Source organism: Frankia tisae (genome assembly GCF_025403405.1).
Taxonomy (GTDB): Bacteria; Actinomycetota; Actinomycetes; order Frankiales; family Frankiaceae; genus Frankia; species Frankia tisai.
In genome coordinates, this window is record NZ_JANEZT010000133.1 from 1 (window position 1) to 15,816 (window position 15,816).

11 protein-coding genes are annotated in these 15,816 nt (G+C 68.3%); 6 read left to right on the forward strand and 5 right to left on the reverse strand.

Features of this window, described 5'->3' with window-relative positions:
- Nucleotides 1-368: 368 nt before the first annotated feature.
- Nucleotides 369-2,627, forward strand: a complete 2,259-nt coding sequence (locus NBZ85_RS14535; RefSeq protein WP_368861381.1) for a LuxR C-terminal-related transcriptional regulator — start codon at nt 369-371, stop codon at nt 2,625-2,627.
- A gap of 146 nt (nt 2,628-2,773) precedes the next feature.
- On the opposite strand, the gene NBZ85_RS14540 is transcribed toward NBZ85_RS14535, so the two are convergent.
- Genes NBZ85_RS14540 through NBZ85_RS14550 form a run of 3 tightly spaced genes read right to left on the reverse strand, consistent with a single transcriptional unit; the run spans nt 2,774 to nt 6,994 of the window.
- On the reverse strand, nt 2,774-3,886 hold the full coding sequence (locus NBZ85_RS14540) for a Zn-dependent alcohol dehydrogenase (protein ID WP_261557124.1): 1,113 nt from the start codon (nt 3,884-3,886) through the stop codon (nt 2,774-2,776).
- A gap of 46 nt (nt 3,887-3,932) precedes the next feature.
- On the reverse strand, nt 3,933-5,492 hold the full coding sequence (locus tag NBZ85_RS14545) for an aldehyde dehydrogenase family protein (RefSeq protein ID WP_261557123.1): 1,560 nt from the start codon (nt 5,490-5,492) through the stop codon (nt 3,933-3,935).
- Nucleotides 5,493-5,545: 53 nt separating this feature from the next.
- Nucleotides 5,546-6,994, reverse strand: a complete 1,449-nt coding sequence (locus tag NBZ85_RS14550) for a cytochrome P450 (RefSeq protein WP_261557121.1) — start codon at nt 6,992-6,994, stop codon at nt 5,546-5,548.
- 254 nt (nt 6,995-7,248) lie between these two features.
- Between NBZ85_RS14550 and NBZ85_RS14555 the strand changes: the two genes are divergently transcribed.
- On the forward strand, nt 7,249-8,442 hold the full coding sequence (locus NBZ85_RS14555; protein ID WP_261557118.1) for a porin PorA family protein: 1,194 nt from the start codon (nt 7,249-7,251) through the stop codon (nt 8,440-8,442).
- 42 nt (nt 8,443-8,484) lie between these two features.
- Entirely contained in the window at nt 8,485-9,279 is a 795-nt protein-coding gene (locus tag NBZ85_RS14560) for an enoyl-CoA hydratase/isomerase family protein (RefSeq protein WP_261557117.1), read from the forward strand.
- Nucleotides 9,280-9,365: 86 nt separating this feature from the next.
- On the opposite strand, the gene NBZ85_RS14565 is transcribed toward NBZ85_RS14560, so the two are convergent.
- Entirely contained in the window at nt 9,366-10,400 is a 1,035-nt protein-coding gene (locus NBZ85_RS14565; protein WP_261557116.1) for a TIGR03617 family F420-dependent LLM class oxidoreductase, read from the reverse strand.
- Between the two features lie 156 nt (nt 10,401-10,556).
- Between NBZ85_RS14565 and NBZ85_RS14570 the strand changes: the two genes are divergently transcribed.
- The 3 genes from NBZ85_RS14570 to NBZ85_RS14580 all read left to right on the forward strand — a co-directional run bounded on the left by NBZ85_RS14570 (nt 10,557) and on the right by NBZ85_RS14580 (nt 14,355).
- The gene (locus NBZ85_RS14570) at nt 10,557-11,747 is read left to right on the forward strand and encodes a TetR/AcrR family transcriptional regulator (protein WP_261557114.1); all 1,191 of its coding nucleotides are present in this window, start codon (nt 10,557-10,559) and stop codon (nt 11,745-11,747) included.
- A 227-nt stretch (nt 11,748-11,974) separates the two neighbouring features.
- A complete protein-coding gene (locus tag NBZ85_RS14575) occupies nt 11,975-13,141 on the forward strand; it encodes a helix-turn-helix transcriptional regulator (RefSeq protein ID WP_261557112.1) in 1,167 nt (388 codons plus the stop codon).
- On the forward strand, nt 13,138-14,355 hold the full coding sequence (locus NBZ85_RS14580; RefSeq protein ID WP_261557110.1) for a helix-turn-helix domain-containing protein: 1,218 nt from the start codon (nt 13,138-13,140) through the stop codon (nt 14,353-14,355). The genes NBZ85_RS14575 and NBZ85_RS14580 overlap by 4 nt, the downstream gene beginning before the upstream one ends.
- Nucleotides 14,356-14,443: 88 nt before the next feature.
- Here NBZ85_RS14580 and NBZ85_RS14585 read toward each other — a convergent pair whose 3' ends face one another.
- Nucleotides 14,444-15,661, reverse strand: coding sequence for an acyl-CoA dehydrogenase family protein (locus tag NBZ85_RS14585; RefSeq protein ID WP_261557109.1), 1,218 nt, complete (start codon nt 15,659-15,661; stop codon nt 14,444-14,446).
- Nucleotides 15,662-15,816 lie beyond the last annotated feature (155 nt).

Consider the following 15,816-nt stretch of genomic DNA (forward strand, 5'->3'; position numbering starts at 1 on the left):
GTGGGCTGCCGGGGCTGGACGGACTCCGAGTGTCGCGGGCATCATGCCTTGACAGTGCAGTTGACGTGACGTACGCTACAAATCGAGCGTACGATTGATTACTGATGAGGGGGAAGTTGACCATGGGCCCCTGAGTCTGCGGCGCGTCCGGCGGATCTTGGTGGCCGAGTCTGGCATCAGCGCTGCGAGCACGGGTTTGCCGAGCGCGGCCCGGCTCAGGGCAGCGCACGTCAAGCACGTTCCGTGCACAGCTGATCGCACTCGGGGGGACTCCTCTTGCGCGAACCTCACGCGAACCATCCCCTGGGATGAAGCTCAACACCCTACCTCCGGACCTGACGGACTTCGTTGGCCGCCGCCACGAAGTCATGCACGTCAAGGACGCCATACGCACGTCGCGCCTGGTCACTCTGACGGGCCCAGGGGGAGTCGGCAAGACCCGGCTGGGAACCGAGGCCGCTCGTCGGCTCGCCGGCGAGTTCAGCGGGGGAGTCGCCTTCGTCGAGTTGGCTGAGGTGACCAGTCCGGATCACATTGCACTGGCCATCGCGGAGACGATGCGATTACGCATCGAATCGGGCATCTCGCCGCTCGACGCACTCTGCGGGTATCTCAGTACCCATCGACTGCTACTCCTGCTGGACAACTGCGAGCATCTGGCGCCCGCCTGCGGGCGGCTGGTCCGCCTCATCATGCGCCGTGCGCCGCATGTGTGCGTCCTGGCGACCAGCCGGGAGCCACTGGGCATCCTTGGCGAACTCACCTGGAACGTGCCACCGCTCAAGCTGCCGCGGGATTCGGCCGAGACGCTCCCCGAGGGCGACGCGGTCGACCTTTTCCTGGCCAGAGCCAGATCGGCCATGCCCGACTTCGCTCCCAGCGCCGACGAACTCCACTCGATAGGCCGGCTCTGTCGCCATCTGGACGGCATGCCGTTGGCCATCGAACTGGCCGCGGTCCGCATCAGGTCCTTCTCCGTCGATCAGATCCTTTCTCAGAAGATGGCACTGTTCGACGTGCTGAAGGTCGGAAACCGAGCCGGCCCGGCCCGGCACCAGACGCTGTGGGCCGCGATCCACTGGAGCTACGAGCTCTCCTCACCGGACGAACGCGCGCTGTGGGAACGGCTCGCGGTCTTCGCGGGCTCCTTCGATCTTCAGGCTGCCGAGCAGGTCTGTGCGGGCGACGGCATCACCGCCAACGAGGTGGTCAGCTTGCTGGGCGACCTGGTTGAGAAGTCTGTGGTGACCCGAACCGAGGGCCGGGGCGGCGGGCGACGGTACCGGCTGCTGGAGAGCATCCGCATGTTCGGCCTGGAGCTGTGCGGATCGGTGGAGGTGTGGCGCCGCCGGCATCGCGACTACTACCTCCAACTCGCGGAACAAAGCGAGCGGAGCTCTCTCTGGGACCGCCAGTTAGAGACGGTGCAAGGGCTGGAAGGCTCGCTGGGCAACATCCGCGCGGCCCTCGAGTACTCGTTCGCCCATCCCGCCGAGCGGCTCCTCGGTCTGCGGATGACCGCAGCCCTGTGGTTCTACTGGAATGCCTGCGGGCATTTACAGGACGGGTGTCAATGGCTGCGCCGAGCTCTCGTGGAGAATCCCGATCCGTCCCCTGACCGGGCGAAGGCGCTGTGGGTGCTGGGGTGGTTTGAGATGCTGCGGGGGAACAGCGCGGCAGCCAGGGAGAACCTCGACGAGTGTCGGTCGGTCGCCGACGAGATCAAAGACGAGACCGCCAGTATATGCGCCATCCAGTTTCGTGGAACCGTCGAGCAGATCGACGGCGACTTTGCGTACGCGCTCGATCTGCTCGAAGCCGCCAGGAGAGGCCACGAGAAATCGGGGCAGCCCAGTGCGCTCAGTATCCTGTGCGGAGCCCAGCTCGCGTTCGTACACTGCCTCACCGGCGAGGTCGACAAGGCACGGCAGGCCTGTGATCTGGCGCTGTCTCATGGGGCGCTCCACCACGAGCGGTGGGCCACCTCATGGGTGCTGTGGGCACGTGGCCTGACCGAGCATCTCCGCGGCGACCTGGCGAGTTCCACGAGTTTGTTGCGGGACTCGATCGACCTGAAGCGATCGCTGGGTGACTGGCTCGGCGTCACCATGTGCGTGGAGATCCTGGCCTGGAACGCCGTCGATACCGGTTGGTCCGCTCATGCCGCCCGATTACTCGGCATCGGACGCATGCTTCACGGCTCGATGGGCGGGATGACCCCGTTGTTCGGCGCTTCGGCGCTGGTAGAGAAACGCGCCGGCTGCGAGGCACGGGCCCGACTGGAGCTCGGCGACGAGATCTTCGACGCCGAGTACGGTGCCGGGCACCACCTGGAACTCTCCGCCGCGCTCCACGTCGCGCTGGGAGAACCGTCCGGGGAGCCCGAGCCCACGGAGCCCTCGCCGGCAGGGGACCGGGAGGAGGTTCTCACCGCCCGGGAACTCCAGATCAGCCGGCTGATCGCCGCGGGACTACGCAACAGCGATATCGCGGAATCCCTCACCATCTCCCGACGTACGGTCGAGGGCCACGTCAACCGGATCCTGGCGAAGCTGAACTTCCGTTCACGTTCTCAGGTGGCGGCGTGGATGACCCGTCGCCAGTTCGACCTCCAACGAACCCGATAACGGGTCGACGGCGCGGCCGCTTGGTGGTCGTGCGGAGGTCGCGCCCTTCCCGGACGGCCCGGGTGCTGGGCCGTCCGGGTGCTGGGCCGTCCAGCGTCGACGCGGACGCCGATACCCCGTGGTTCGACGCCGATACCGCGTGGTTCTCAGTGCTCGTGAGCGATCACACCACGGATGTTCTTGTGTGCCATCAGATCGTCATAGCCCTCGTTCACCTGGTCGAGGGTGTACACATTGGTGATCAGTTCGTCCAGCTTCACATGACCGGTGCGGTACAGGGACAGAATCTTGGGAATGTCGTACATCGGATTGCAGCCACCGTACAGGGACCCCTGGATCCGCTTGCCCCACAGGGCCAGCTGCACTCCGGACAGGCTGATCGTGTCGGTCTCGTACTGACCCATCGACGTCACCACGACCGTGCCGCCCTTGGAGGTGGCCGCGGCCGCGTCGGAGACCACCTGGGCCGTCAGCTCGTCAACCGTGATGATGGTGCTGTCTGCCCCGACCCCCCTGGTGAGCTCGGTGACCAGGTCCTGGGCCGCCGCCGCGGAACCGGCGGTGTGGGTGGCACCGAACTTCTTCGCGGCCTCCAGTTTGGATGGCTCCGGGTCGACGGCGATCAGGTGCTGAGCCCCGGCGTAGGCAGCGCCCTGGACCGCGTTCACGCCGATGCCGCCGATGCCGTAGATGACGACGGTGTCCCCGGGGCGGACGCCGGCGGAGTTCACGGCGGATCCCCATCCCGTCGGGACGCCACAGCCGACCAGGGCGGCCTTGTCCAACGGTAGATCGTCGTCGATCCTGACGACGGAGTTCTCGTGCACGGTGGCGTACTGGCTGAACGTGCCCAGGGTCATCATCGAACCGTAGTCACCGTTCTTTCCCTGGAACGGGAACCGGCCCCCGGGCAGAAAACCATCGAGCCCGTTCGCACCCATGTCGCACAGCCGGGAGTTGCCGGTGACGCACCAGCGGCAACGACCACAGACGGGGAAGAACGAGGCCACAAAATGGTCCCCCGGCGCTAATCGGGAGACTTTCGACCCGACCTCGAGGATCTCACCGGCCGCCTCGTGCCCAAAGACCATCGGCGGCCTGAACGGTAGGTGGCCCTTCACCATGTGCAGGTCGGAGTGGCACAGGCCCGAGTAGTCGTACCGTACGAGAACCTCGTTCGCGTCAGGCTTGACGACCTCAAGCTCTTCGATCTCGAAGGGCTTTCCGGCCTCGTAGAGAACCGCGGCTATCGTCTTCATCTGTTTTCCTTCGATTCGCTGAATATTGTCTCGGCTGCTCGCGGCATCAGTCCTCCCAGCTGGGTGCTGGTGTCGAAAGCACGAGCCCGAAGGCATGGTTGGAAATGTTGGGTTCGAGGCTGATCTGGACGGACTTCACCTCGGTGTACTCATCGAGGGCGTGAGCGCCGAGCTCCCGCCCGAGACCGCTCTGCTTGTAGCCTCCGAACGGGTACTCCTCGTGGACCATGTGCCAGTCGTTGATCCACACCGAGCCGGCCTCCAGCCGGCGTGCGACCTCCAGCGCCCTGTTCGGGTCGGAGCTCCAGACTCCGGCGGACAGGCCGTACTCGGTGTCGTTTGCCAGGGAGATTGCTTCGTCCACGCTGTCGTACTTCAGGACGCACAGCACCGGCCCGAAGATCTCTTCGCGCGCGACCTTCATCTCGTTGGTGACATCTGTCAGGACTGTAGGTTCCACCCAGTAGCCGCGGTCGAAGCCGGCCGGCACTCCTCCGCCATGGGCGATGGTCGCGCCCTCCTGCTTCGCGGACTCGATGTAGCCCAGCACCCGGTCACGCTGCCGAGCGCTGATCAGGGGCCCGATGTTGGTGGAGGGGTCCAGCGGATCGCCTATCCTGATGGTCCTGAGGCGATCGATCAGCCTGTCCACGAACCGGTCGTGAACCGCGGCAGGGAGCAGCAGGCGGGTTCCCGCCTCGCAGGCCTGGCCGGCATGCATGAGGAACGCCCAGATCGAGCCGTCGACCGCCAGCCGCATGTCCGCGTCTTCCAGCACGATGTTCGGGCCCTTGCCGCCGAGTTCGAGGGTGACCCGCTTCAGGTTGCTGGTGCTCGCCGCCTGGGAGACGAGTTTGCCGACCTCGGTGGAGCCGGTGAATGCGATCTTCCGGACGTCCGGGTGTTTCGCCAGATGCGTACCGACCTCCTCGCCGTTCCCGGTGACGACGTTGAAGACCCCGTCGGGAAGACCGGCCGCCCGCAGTTCGCGCGCAAACTCCAGGGCTCCGATCGGCGTCTTCTCGTCGGTCTTCAGGACCACCGAGTTGCCGGCGGCGAGTGCTGGTACGACCTTCCAGACGGCCAGCGAGAGGGGAAAGTTCCAGGGCACGATCGCGACGCAGACGCCAAGAGGTTCACGGCGGATCAGTCCACCCATGAGAATCGGGCCGGCGAGTGGTCCCGGGGATTCGAACTCGTACCCACGCAGCAGCCTGGCGAAGTAGCCCAGGTTGGAGATCGGCTGACCCGCGTTGAAGCCCATGGACAGCAGGTACGGGGATCCGCCCTCGCGGGTGCCCAGCACGGCGAGTTCTTCGGCGCGGGCCGTCAGGGCGGCGGCGACCGCATCGAAGATCTCGGCTCTCCTCGCCGGTGACACGTTGCGCCACACGCCCTCGTCAAAGGTGCGCTTGGCCGCGGCCACCGCCGCGTCAGCATGTTCGATCCCGCCCTTCGCGGCGGTCGCGACGATCTCCTCGGTGGCCGGGTTGATGATCTCATAGTGTTCTTCTGTGTCGACCCACCGACCGTCGATGAACATCCGGTAGTGCGGAACCGAGGTAGCGGAGGAAAGGACTGCGGGAGTCTCCTGGACAACTGTCATGACATCTACCTCTGCTTGATGGCCGGCGGACGGCTTGGTTCGCACGCCGCCGACTACTGCGTGACGGGGGTGAACTCCACGTCGAGGCGCTCGGGGCCCCGGGTGAACATGCCCGCGTCGACGGGCTCCTTGCCGCCGGCGAAGCGGATGTCCGGCATGGCCTGGAGCAGCTGGTTGATGGCGGTCTCCGCCTCCCGCTTCGCGAGCAGCGAGCCGACGCAGAAGTGACGGCCAAGAGCGAACGCTATATGGTCGGCCGAGCCGACGAAAGCTTGGTTCATATTGACGTCTTCGCGGAAGATGTCAAACTTGTCCGGGTCGTTGAAACGGCGCTCGTCGCGGTTGGCGGCGCCGTTGACGCACGCGACCACGCTTCCCTTCGGGATCGCCGTGCCGGAGACGTCGATGTCCTCGGTGGCAGTGCGGAGAATGATCTGGACCGGCGGGTGATAGCGGAGCGTCTCCACCAGAGCCTGGGTGGCCAGGGTCGGGTCGGCCCGAACCGCCGCCAACTGCTCAGGGTGCTGAATCAGGTACTTGAGGGTACTGGCGATCGCCTTGTCGGTGGTCTCGCCGCCGGCGATGAGCAGGAGGCCGATGAGGGCCTTGATCTGTTCGTCGGAGAACTGCTCGCCCTCGATCTCGGCCTGCGTCAGGCGCGAGATCAGATCCGTGCCGGGGTTCCTCCGCCGCTCGGCGATGATCGGCAGAATGTAGGCGGGATAATCCCGCTGTGTACGCATGCCCCAAGCATGGACTTCCGGGTCGTTGGTGAGGTTGGCGAGAAAGGCCATCAGTGACGAGTACCAGTCATGGAACTTGGGAAGGTCATCGTGAGGCAGGTCGAGCATCTTCACGATCACATTGATCGGAAACCACTTCGTGAATTTCTCGATCAGGTCGATCTGGCTGGAGTGACGGAACTCGTCGATCATCTCCTTTGCCAGCTCGTCCACCTGGGGCAGCAGTTCCTGCAGATAGTTTCCGCGCAGGGCGGGAGTGACAAGATGACGGTTGACGGCATGTTCCCGACCGCTCATCTGAATCAGGGTCTTGCCGATCACCGGCTCCATCTGGAACGCGTAGTTCTCATTGGAGAACGCGACCGAGTCCTTGTAGATCCTGGCTACGTCATTGTAGCGGGTGACGAAGTAGTAGCCACTCGCCTCATCGTGTAAGACCGGGTAGTGGTCGCGCATGATCTTGTAATATTTGTGCGGATCCTGCGCGAACTCCTCGGACAGAACATCGGGCTTCTCCGGGGGATTCGTGGTCACATTTCCTCCACTTTCATCTCGATGCCGGGCTTCGCGGTGGCCCGTCGGCGAGTGATCGTCGCACCTGGCCGAGAGGTGTGTCACAGGTAAAAACACCTGATCCGACACCTGTCTTGCCTGGGCCGGCACCTCCTGCCCCTGGCCGGCGACCCGACCCGCCGTCACGCGGTAGGGACTCCGGTGGTGCCGGACCAGGCCCGGCAGGGCGGCTTCGGCGGCCTGCATGTCGACATCCCCCGGACGAAGGTCGGACAGCCTTCGCTCGGGGGATGTCGGTAACCCGTCCGCCCGGCATCCTCGGGAGGCGACGCGGTGGGGTGATCTCGCCCCGCGTCGGGAGACGCCCGGTGCCAGGTGAACGTGCTGCCGCGGAGCCGTAACCCGACTGCCGCCATGACCTTCAAGGCGTCCCGGCGTTCCGTGATCCGGTGCAGGACACGGCCCGCGACTGTGACGCCGGCCGGCCTGAGGAGGCTGTTGTGCCCTTTCGACGTTGGTCCATTGCCTGGGCGGTGGTGGGGATCCTGCTGGTGGTGGCGGCGGTGGTCCTGCGGTTCGTCCTCGTTCCGATCGCCACCCGGCTGCCTGGCGACACCGATCTGACCGTTCATTACCAGGGCACCGCGAACCTGCTCGACAGCAAGGCCTTACAGGCTGGAAAGGCGAGTTCCGCATTACGATCGCACCTGCCCATCACGGTGGACCGCCGGGTGCAGGTGCTGTCCACCGCCGGGGACACCGCCGTGGTCAGCGACGCGCTCACCGTGCACGCCCCCGGTCAGGAGCTACCCAGCAGCTACCTCTATGCCGTCGACAGGTCGACGCTGAAGGGCGTGACGCCACCCGCCGGGAAAAAGACCGAGCCCGCGACGGGCGCGTTGACCTCGGCCTTTCCGCTGCACCCCAAGAGCGACAGCTCGTACACCTACTATGACCCGGCGACCCGGACCATTGTCCCGATGACCTACGCCGGGCATGACACCCGTGGTGGCCGGTCCGTCAACGTCTACCGGATCTCGCCCTCGGGCGCGGTCCGCAATCCCGACCTGCTCGCCTCCCTGCCGCCGGCCCTGCCCAAGAGCCTCGTCGTCGGTCTGGCACCCCTGCTGCCCGCCGGCGTCCGCGCGGCCCTGACCCCGGCGACGGTCGCCGCGCTGCCCGACCCGATCCCGCTGACCTACACCGGCACGTCCGCCATCGTCGCCTACGTGGATCGCCAGACCGGCGTCGCGATCGACGAGACCATCTCCCAGCAGGTCATCGTCAACGTGACGGTCGGCGGCAGGACCGTGAGCCTGCTGCCCGTCGTCGCCCTCGACTTCCACATCACCCCCGCCAGCATCGCCGATCTCGCCGACAAGGCGAAGTCCGCGGGACTCCTGCTGATCCTCGTCGGCCTCGTGGCGCCGCTCGTCCTGCTGGTGCTCGGCCTGGCGCTGATCGTGCTGGCCGTGCTGCGCGAGCGGCGTGTGCTGCGCGCACTCCTGGGTGTACTGCTGCGCAGGCAGGGGCCGGGCGGCCCGGCGCGCGGCGGCGCGGGGTCGGCGGACGGCGTGCGACCGGTGAACGGCACCAGGCCGGCGGGCGACGGTGAGCCGGCGGGCAACATCGGCGACGACGGTTCCGGTGACGCCCGGCGCACCACGCCGCAGTCCGCACGATCCCTGGACTGACCCGCACATCGGACCTCCACGACGTCCCGGCGAAAGGAACCCATGGAGACGCTTAACGTTCGACGGCCGCGGACCGGGGTCGCCCTGGTGACCTTGGAACGCCCCGAACGGCTCAACGCGTTGAATCGGCCGATGCTTCGTGAGCTCCGGGAAGTCGCCGAGGAGCTGACCACCGACGCGTCGGTGCGGGCCGTCGTCCTCACCGGGGCCGGCCGCGGATTCTGCTCCGGGTATGACCTCGACGGCGCGGCCGAGTTCGCGACTCTCGGCCCGACGGGCGGGCTGGCGCTGCAGGACATGGCCAACCGGACGCTGCATGCCCTGCACACGCTGCCCCAGCCGCTGATCGCCGCCGTCGGCGGCCCGGCCATCGGTGGCGGCGTCAGCCTCGCCCTGGTCGCCGACATCCGCCTCGCGGCCGTCGACGCGCTGTTCCAGGCCGCGTTCGTCCGGATCGGCATGTCGGGCGGCGATCTGGGTGCCTCCTGGCTGCTGCCGCGGATCGTCGGGCGAGGACTCGCCGCCGAGCTGATGTACACGGCGCGGTCGGTCGGCGCCGAGGAGGCGGTGCGCATCGGCCTGGCCAACCGGGCCGTGCCCACCGCCTCGCTGCTCGACACCGCCCTCGACCTCGCGGGCCAGATCGCTGTCCACCCCCCGCTGGGCGTGCAGCTGTCCAAGCGTGCACTCCAGGCCAGCACGGACTCGCCGTCCCTGTGGTCGGCTCTGGAGACGGAGGCCCGCGGTCAGGCACTGCTGATGGGGCATCCGGACACGGCGCAGGCGATCGCCGCCCTGCGGGAGAGCCTTGCCGCGGGCCGCGCGTCGAAGGGCTGAGCTCCGGGGGACACGAGCGAGGGGGCCGGATCGGCGCCGGTCCGGCCCCGGTCCGGCCGGGGCCGGGGCCGGGCGAACCTGGTGGGTCAGTTCGCTCGCAGCCCGGACACAAGGTCGTAGCGCACCTCGTCGGCCAGGTCGTAGGGCAGATACAGGGTGAAGCGGTCGATCAGCCCGGTGAAGCGACGGCGGATCTCCCGGGCGACCGCGGCCGGTTCACCCACCGTGGCGAAGGTGTGGAGCACGGTGTCGTCGACGAGCGCGGTCATGGCGGCCCAGTCCTTGCGCCGGGACAGCAGGTGGAGCTCCGTGTGCAGATCATCCCAGCCGTGCAACGCGAGCACGCCGCGGTAGGCGGGCGTCGCGCCGTAGAAGGCGATGCGCTCGCGGACCGCCCGCACCGCTGTGTCGATGGCCTCGTCATCGGTCCCGGTCGCCACCAGGCCGGGATAGGACAGCGTGAACCGCTCGCGGGTCTTCCCGTTGGCGGCCAGCACGGAGGTGAGCTGGGGGAGCGTGACCTCCCTCAGGTAGCGCTCGCTGGTGAAGGAGTGCACCAGCATGCCGTCGGCGACCTCGGCCGCGACCGACGTCATCTTCGGCCCGACCGCGGCGATCAGCACCGGCGGTGGCCCGAACGGGTTGGGCCCGGGATTGAACATCGGCGTCATCAGGGTGTTCCGGTAGATCTCACCGTGGAAATCGAGCGGCTCGCCGTCGTGCCAGCTCCGCCAGATCGCGCGGAGGGCCAGCACGAACTCCCGCATCCGTTCGGCGGGTGCGGACCAGGGCATGTCGAAACGCCGTTCGATGTGCGGCCGGATCTGCGAACCGAGGCCGAGAGCGAAGCGGCCGGCGCTGAAGGTCTGCAGGTCGTTGGCGACGGTGGCGGTCGTCATCGGATTGCGGGCGAACGCCACGGCGATGGCCGTCCCGAGGTGCAGCCGGGGTGAACGGTCCGCGGCCAGCAGCAGGGGGAGGAAGGGGTCCCGGTTGACCTCGGTGCTCCACACGCCGTCGTAGCCGATGTGATCGGCGTGCGCGACCTGTGCCGTGAGATCGGCGATGTCCGCGCCGCGGGTGCCGTCGGTGGATCCGCCGATATGGCCGTCGACCAGCACGTGCCGACTCCTTCTGATCGTTGCAGGTGTGGCTCCCGACCCGTCGGGACGGGCCGGGGAACGGGCGAAGTAAATCAGGGGTAACCTTTCGAGGTCAACAGATCCGGCTGTTCCCCCGAGGGGAGGCGGTAGGCCCGTGACCGGAGGAAGTACCTGGTGAGCGCGCAGGCCGGCCGGGCACCGATCAGGCGGACCCCACGGCCGCGCGACCGCCGAGCGCAGATCCTGGCGGCGGCCAGCGACCTGTTCTATCGCTTCGGTTATCACAACGTCGGCACCGAGGACATCGCCAAGGCGGTCGGCATCACTCCCGGTGCGCTCTACCGCCATGTCCGCAGCAAGGAGGAGCTCCTGGCCAGCTCGCTGTCGGACAGTTTCGAGCGGGCCACGATCGTCATCGATCGCCAGCTGCCCGACGGCTTCGCCGCCGTGGTCGGGGACCTGGCCGAGACCGCCGCGCACCGGCGCGAGCTCGGGGTGCTGTGGACGCGGGAGACCCGGCATCTGCACGCCGAGTACCGCAGGCCGATGCTGGAACGGTTCTTCGCGTTCCTGGGAAACCTGACCGCCGCCCTGCGGGACGCCCGCGGCGAGCTGAGCCGCGACGACGCGCAGCTGTTGTCGTGGTGCCTGCTCGCCGTGCTCACCAGCGCCTCCTACCACCGGGTCAACGCCTCCCCGGAGGTGACGACCACGCTGCTGCGCGACATGGCCCTGCGGGTGTGCGAGGCGCGGATCGACGGCTGCGGGGTTCACGAGGAGCCGGTCGCGGGCCGCGGGGAGACCGGGCTGCCGCCCCGGGCGCGCCGGGAGGCGCTGCTGGCCGCCGCGGCCCGGTTGTTCGGGAACCGTGGCTACCAGTCGGTGACGATGGAGGAGGTCGGCGCGGAGGTCGGCGTGACTGGCACCGGCGTCTACCGGCACTTCGCCACCAAGGCCGACCTGCTGAGCGCGATCGTCGCGCGCGCCGCCGAGTCGTTGCAGCTGGGTATGTCACGGGCCCTGTCCGCGGCCGCGACCCCGGCAGCCGGCCTGGACAACGCGGTGGCCGCCTACATCGACTTCGCGATGGCGCACACCGACCTCGTGAACGTCCTGATCGCCGAGGTGATGAACGTGCCGCAGCCGTATCGCCACCGCATCCGGCGGGCCGAGCACGACTACGTCGCCGAGTGGGCCCGTCTGATGGCCGCGACCCATCCGGAGCTGGACCGCACCACGGTGCTCTTCCGTGTCCACGCGGTCCTCACCGTCATCAACGACGTCGCGCGTACGCCGCACCTGCGTGGGCAGCCGGGCCTGGTGGACAAGGTGCGGCTGGTCGCGGCCGCTGTCCTGCACGGCTGACGCCGGACCGCCCCGACCTGGGCGACGAAGTTCGTTCCGGTCTTGACGAAGTGAACTGGGTCACTTATGGTCCGAAAAGTAAATCCCGCGACACACGCCGACGATTCTGTCGGCCTTCGCGTCGGCGGCCCGGTGGGACGCCGTGGCGCCTGCGGTGGTCGCGGGCGGCAGCTCTCGGAGCGGGAGGGTGCACAGCCTTGATAGCGCCGGGCTCTTCGATCGTGTCGATGCAGGTGGAGGTTCGGGATCGACAACGGGAACTGGTCTCGGCGCTGCGCGCGGCGGCGGGGGCATCGGTGCCCGCCTGCGACGACGGTCCGGCGGCGGCGCTGGTGGCCCGGCTCGATCGGCTCGCGGCCGAGTCCGCCGACGCCGAGCTGCGTGCCGCCCTCGGCACGGGCCGCTTCGACCGGATCGGCGATCTGTTCGCCGAGCTCGGCGCGGTGCGGTCGGAGCTGTGCGCGCGGGCGGTGGAAGGGCCGTTCCAGGCGCTGAGCCGGATCCGCGACCAGCTCGCCCTGCTGCGTCGGGAGACGAGCTCCGGGCGGATCACCCGGGCCGCCCCCGCCGCGCTGTGCGCGGCCGGCGGCTTCGACCGGGCGATGATCTCCAGCCTGCGTGGTTCGACCTGGCTGCCGGTCGCGCTGCACGTCGAGACGGATGTCGACGACCCCGCCAACGAGGCCCTGCGCCGTTTCCTCACGGGCGTGGAGATACCGCTGGCGTCGTCGATGCCCGAGACCGAGCTGGTCCGCCGGCGGGCGCCCGCGTTGATCCGGCATGCCCAGTCGGAGGGGCGCGTCTTCCGGCCACTGATCGAGATCTCCGGGACGAGGGAATACGTCGCCGCGCCGATCGTCGCGGGCGGCTGCGTCCTCGGCTTCCTGCATGCCGACACCTACGCCTCGGGTCGCCGCCTGACCGACGCCGACCGGGATCACCTCCAGACGTTCGCGGACGGTCTCGGACTCATCCTCGAACGGTCGGTCCTGCTGGAACGCGCGAGGCTGCAGCGCGATCGGATCGCGGACGCGCTCAGCGCCGTCCGCGCCACGAGCGAGGTGCTCGGTACCGCGCCGGTCCAGCTGGCACGCACGATCACGCTGTCCACGCAGCGCCGCGCGGCGGTGGCCGGGCGGTCCTCGCCCTCACCGGCAGCCATGATCGCGGCGGCACCCCCGCTCCCCGACGGTCTCACTCCGCGGGAGCGTGAGGTGCTCCGCCTCCTGGCCGCGGGCGCGACCAACGCACAGATCGCCAATGCCCTCACAGTGTCCGAGACGACGGTGAAGTCCCACGTGAAGCACATCCTGCGCAAACTGCGCGCCTCGAACCGAGCCGAGGCGATCGCCCGCTATCTGTACCTCGCCCGCACAGCGGACCGGGCCTTATGACGGTGACGGCCGGCGACCGCCGGCACAGCATGTTCCCGGTACCCGTCGGCGACCGGGGCTGGCGGCGGCGCGAACGCGAACTGGGCGATCGGTTGGCCTTCCTGCACGGCGAGGTCTGTGACGCTCTCGGCATCGAGCCGCCGCGCGGCACCGTCCTCGCCTCCTCGGAGTCGTGGACCGGGGTCGTCTCGGACCTCGCCCGGCTCTGTGTCGACCGGCTGCGCGCGATGGCCGGCCACGCTGGCGAGGCTGGCGAGGCCGGCCTGCGGACCTGCCTGCTCCTGCTGGACCTGCATGAACTCGCCTTCGACCTCGGCCAGCACGAACGAGACCGGCGCACGCGTCGACTGGCCGCCTGCTCCGAGGGACTCGCGCGCATGCGGGTGCTGCCGCACTCGACGGATCTGCTGGACCACGCGTGCGAGGAACTGGTCCGGCGCTGCGGCTTCGGCCGTGCGGTGCTGTCCCGGGTCGACGACGGCGTCTGGCGGCCGTGGATGGCGTACTTCAGCAACGGCGACGAGTTCGAGTCGTGGTTCGCGGGCTGGGTCGACCAGCCGATTCGGCTCGAAGGGCGCACCCCCGAGACGAGGCTGCTCACCGAGCGCCGGCCCGTCGCCGTCTACGACACGGCGAACACCGTCGTACACCGGTCGATCATCGTGGACTCGGGTCGCTCGGACTCCTACGTCGTCGCCCCGTTGATGCACGGCAGCTCGGTGGTGGGATTCCTCCACGCGGATCACCATCCGGCTTCGCGGCGCGTCGACGACTTCGACCGGGATGTCCTCTGGGCCTTCGCGGAGGGTTTCAGCCACCTGTACGAGCGGATCGTCCTGGCCGAGCGCCTTCGGACCCAGCGCGACCAGGCTCGGGAGATCCTGTCGTCGGCGGTCGAATCGGTGAGTGACTTCTGCGACGCGGGTATCGACTTCTCGCCGCACGCGGCCGTCGGAGCCATGCCGCGGACTCCCGTTGCGCCCCATCCTCTCCCCACCGGGCATCCTGGTGGGGAGCTCACCGCGCGCGAGTCGGAGGTCCTCGAGCTGATGGTGGTGGGAGCGACGAACGGTGCCATCGCCGAGACGCTGGTCATCTCCGAGGACACCGTGAAATCACATGTGAAACACATACTGCGCAAGCTCGGTGCGGCGAACCGGTCGCAGGCGATCGCGCGGTCGCTGGGAATCGCCGTGCACGGCGACGGTGTCTGAGGTTGCCGGTCACCGTGGTCGCCGGTCACCGTGGCCGCCTCGGGTGCGGCCGGGCGCTGCTCGCCGCCCCGGCCGCACCCGGTGTTGCTCACGGTGCGCCGAGCAGCCCCAGTTCGGCGCGTCCGAGCAGGTCATAGGCCTGATCGGTGGTGAGCGGATGGAAGGGGCCGCCGCGGGCGTCACGGTAGAGGCGTTCGAGCACGTGTCCGCGCCGGAAGGAGGACCCGCCGACCAGCCGGAGCGCGGCGTCCGTCACCCTGATCGCGGTCTCCGTCGCGGTGACCTTGGTGACATCGACGAACCCTGCGCGCGCGATCGGATCCCACTCGGCGTCGCGGCCCTCGATGAGGATCCGGCCGGTTGTCTCCAATGCCCGCGCCGCGGTCTCCACGTCCACCAACATCCTGCCGAGTCCGTACTGGACGAAGCCGACCCCCTTCAGGGCGACGTCCTTGCCCTCCAGCGTCGCGCCGAGGGTCTTCTTCTTCAGGATCTCCCGCGTCTCGGCGTAGGCCTTCTCCGCCAGGCCCAGGTACACGGCCGCGAAGCTCACCGACGCCCACTCGAACTCGCCGAACAACCCGTTGCGGAAGTTCCCGCCGTAGGAGTTGGCGGGTGCCGGTACGTCGTCGAAGACGACCGTGTGGGTGCCGGTCGCTCGCATCCCCATGGTGTCCCAGGTCTCGACGATGCTGATCCCGGGGCTGTCCATCGGCAGCACGAAGACGGCCTCCTGGGCCGCGTGCTCGGTGAAGTCCTCGGGCAGCCGCCCGTCGGTGTCCGTGATCGTCGCGTTGAAGGCGACGATGTCGGCTCCCAGGCAGAGGGTGGCCCACGTCTTCTTCCCGTGGATCCGCCAGCCGCCGTTCCCGTCGGGAATCGCCTTCGTGTCGGCGAGGCCGCTCAGACCGGCCCGGTCCTCGCTGAACGGCCCACAGATGATCTTGTGTTCCCGAACAACCTCGGTGAAGACACGCTCCCTGGTGACCTCGTCGAGCAGACCGCGGAAGATACCGATCATCGTCTGGTGCATGTTGAACGCCAGCGCGATCGCCGGGTCGCCCTTCGCGAGCTCCCTGGAGACTTCCGCCGTGGTCGCGATGTCGGCGCCGAGGCCGCCGTACTTCTTGGGGATCGCGATCGCGGGTAGGCCGCTGTCCTTGTAGAGCGGCACGAGTTCGGTGGGAAAGCGGTTTTCTGCGTCGGCGGACGGACCAGCGACCGCGAACTCCTTCGCCAGCGTACGGGCCGCCTCAAGTACCTCGGCCCGTTCGGCCGGCGTTATCTCCACATCGTGTTTTCCCATGCCGCAGTTCACTCCTCTTTGTTGATGACCACCTACTGGCGAACGTAGACCGCGCAGGCCGTGTTGAAATCTCCCGTCGGGAGAGCATCTGCCCTTCGATGGGGTGACACGTCGCCGGGGTTCGGCGCTCCGCCGGGCGCCGGCCCCGCACTGCC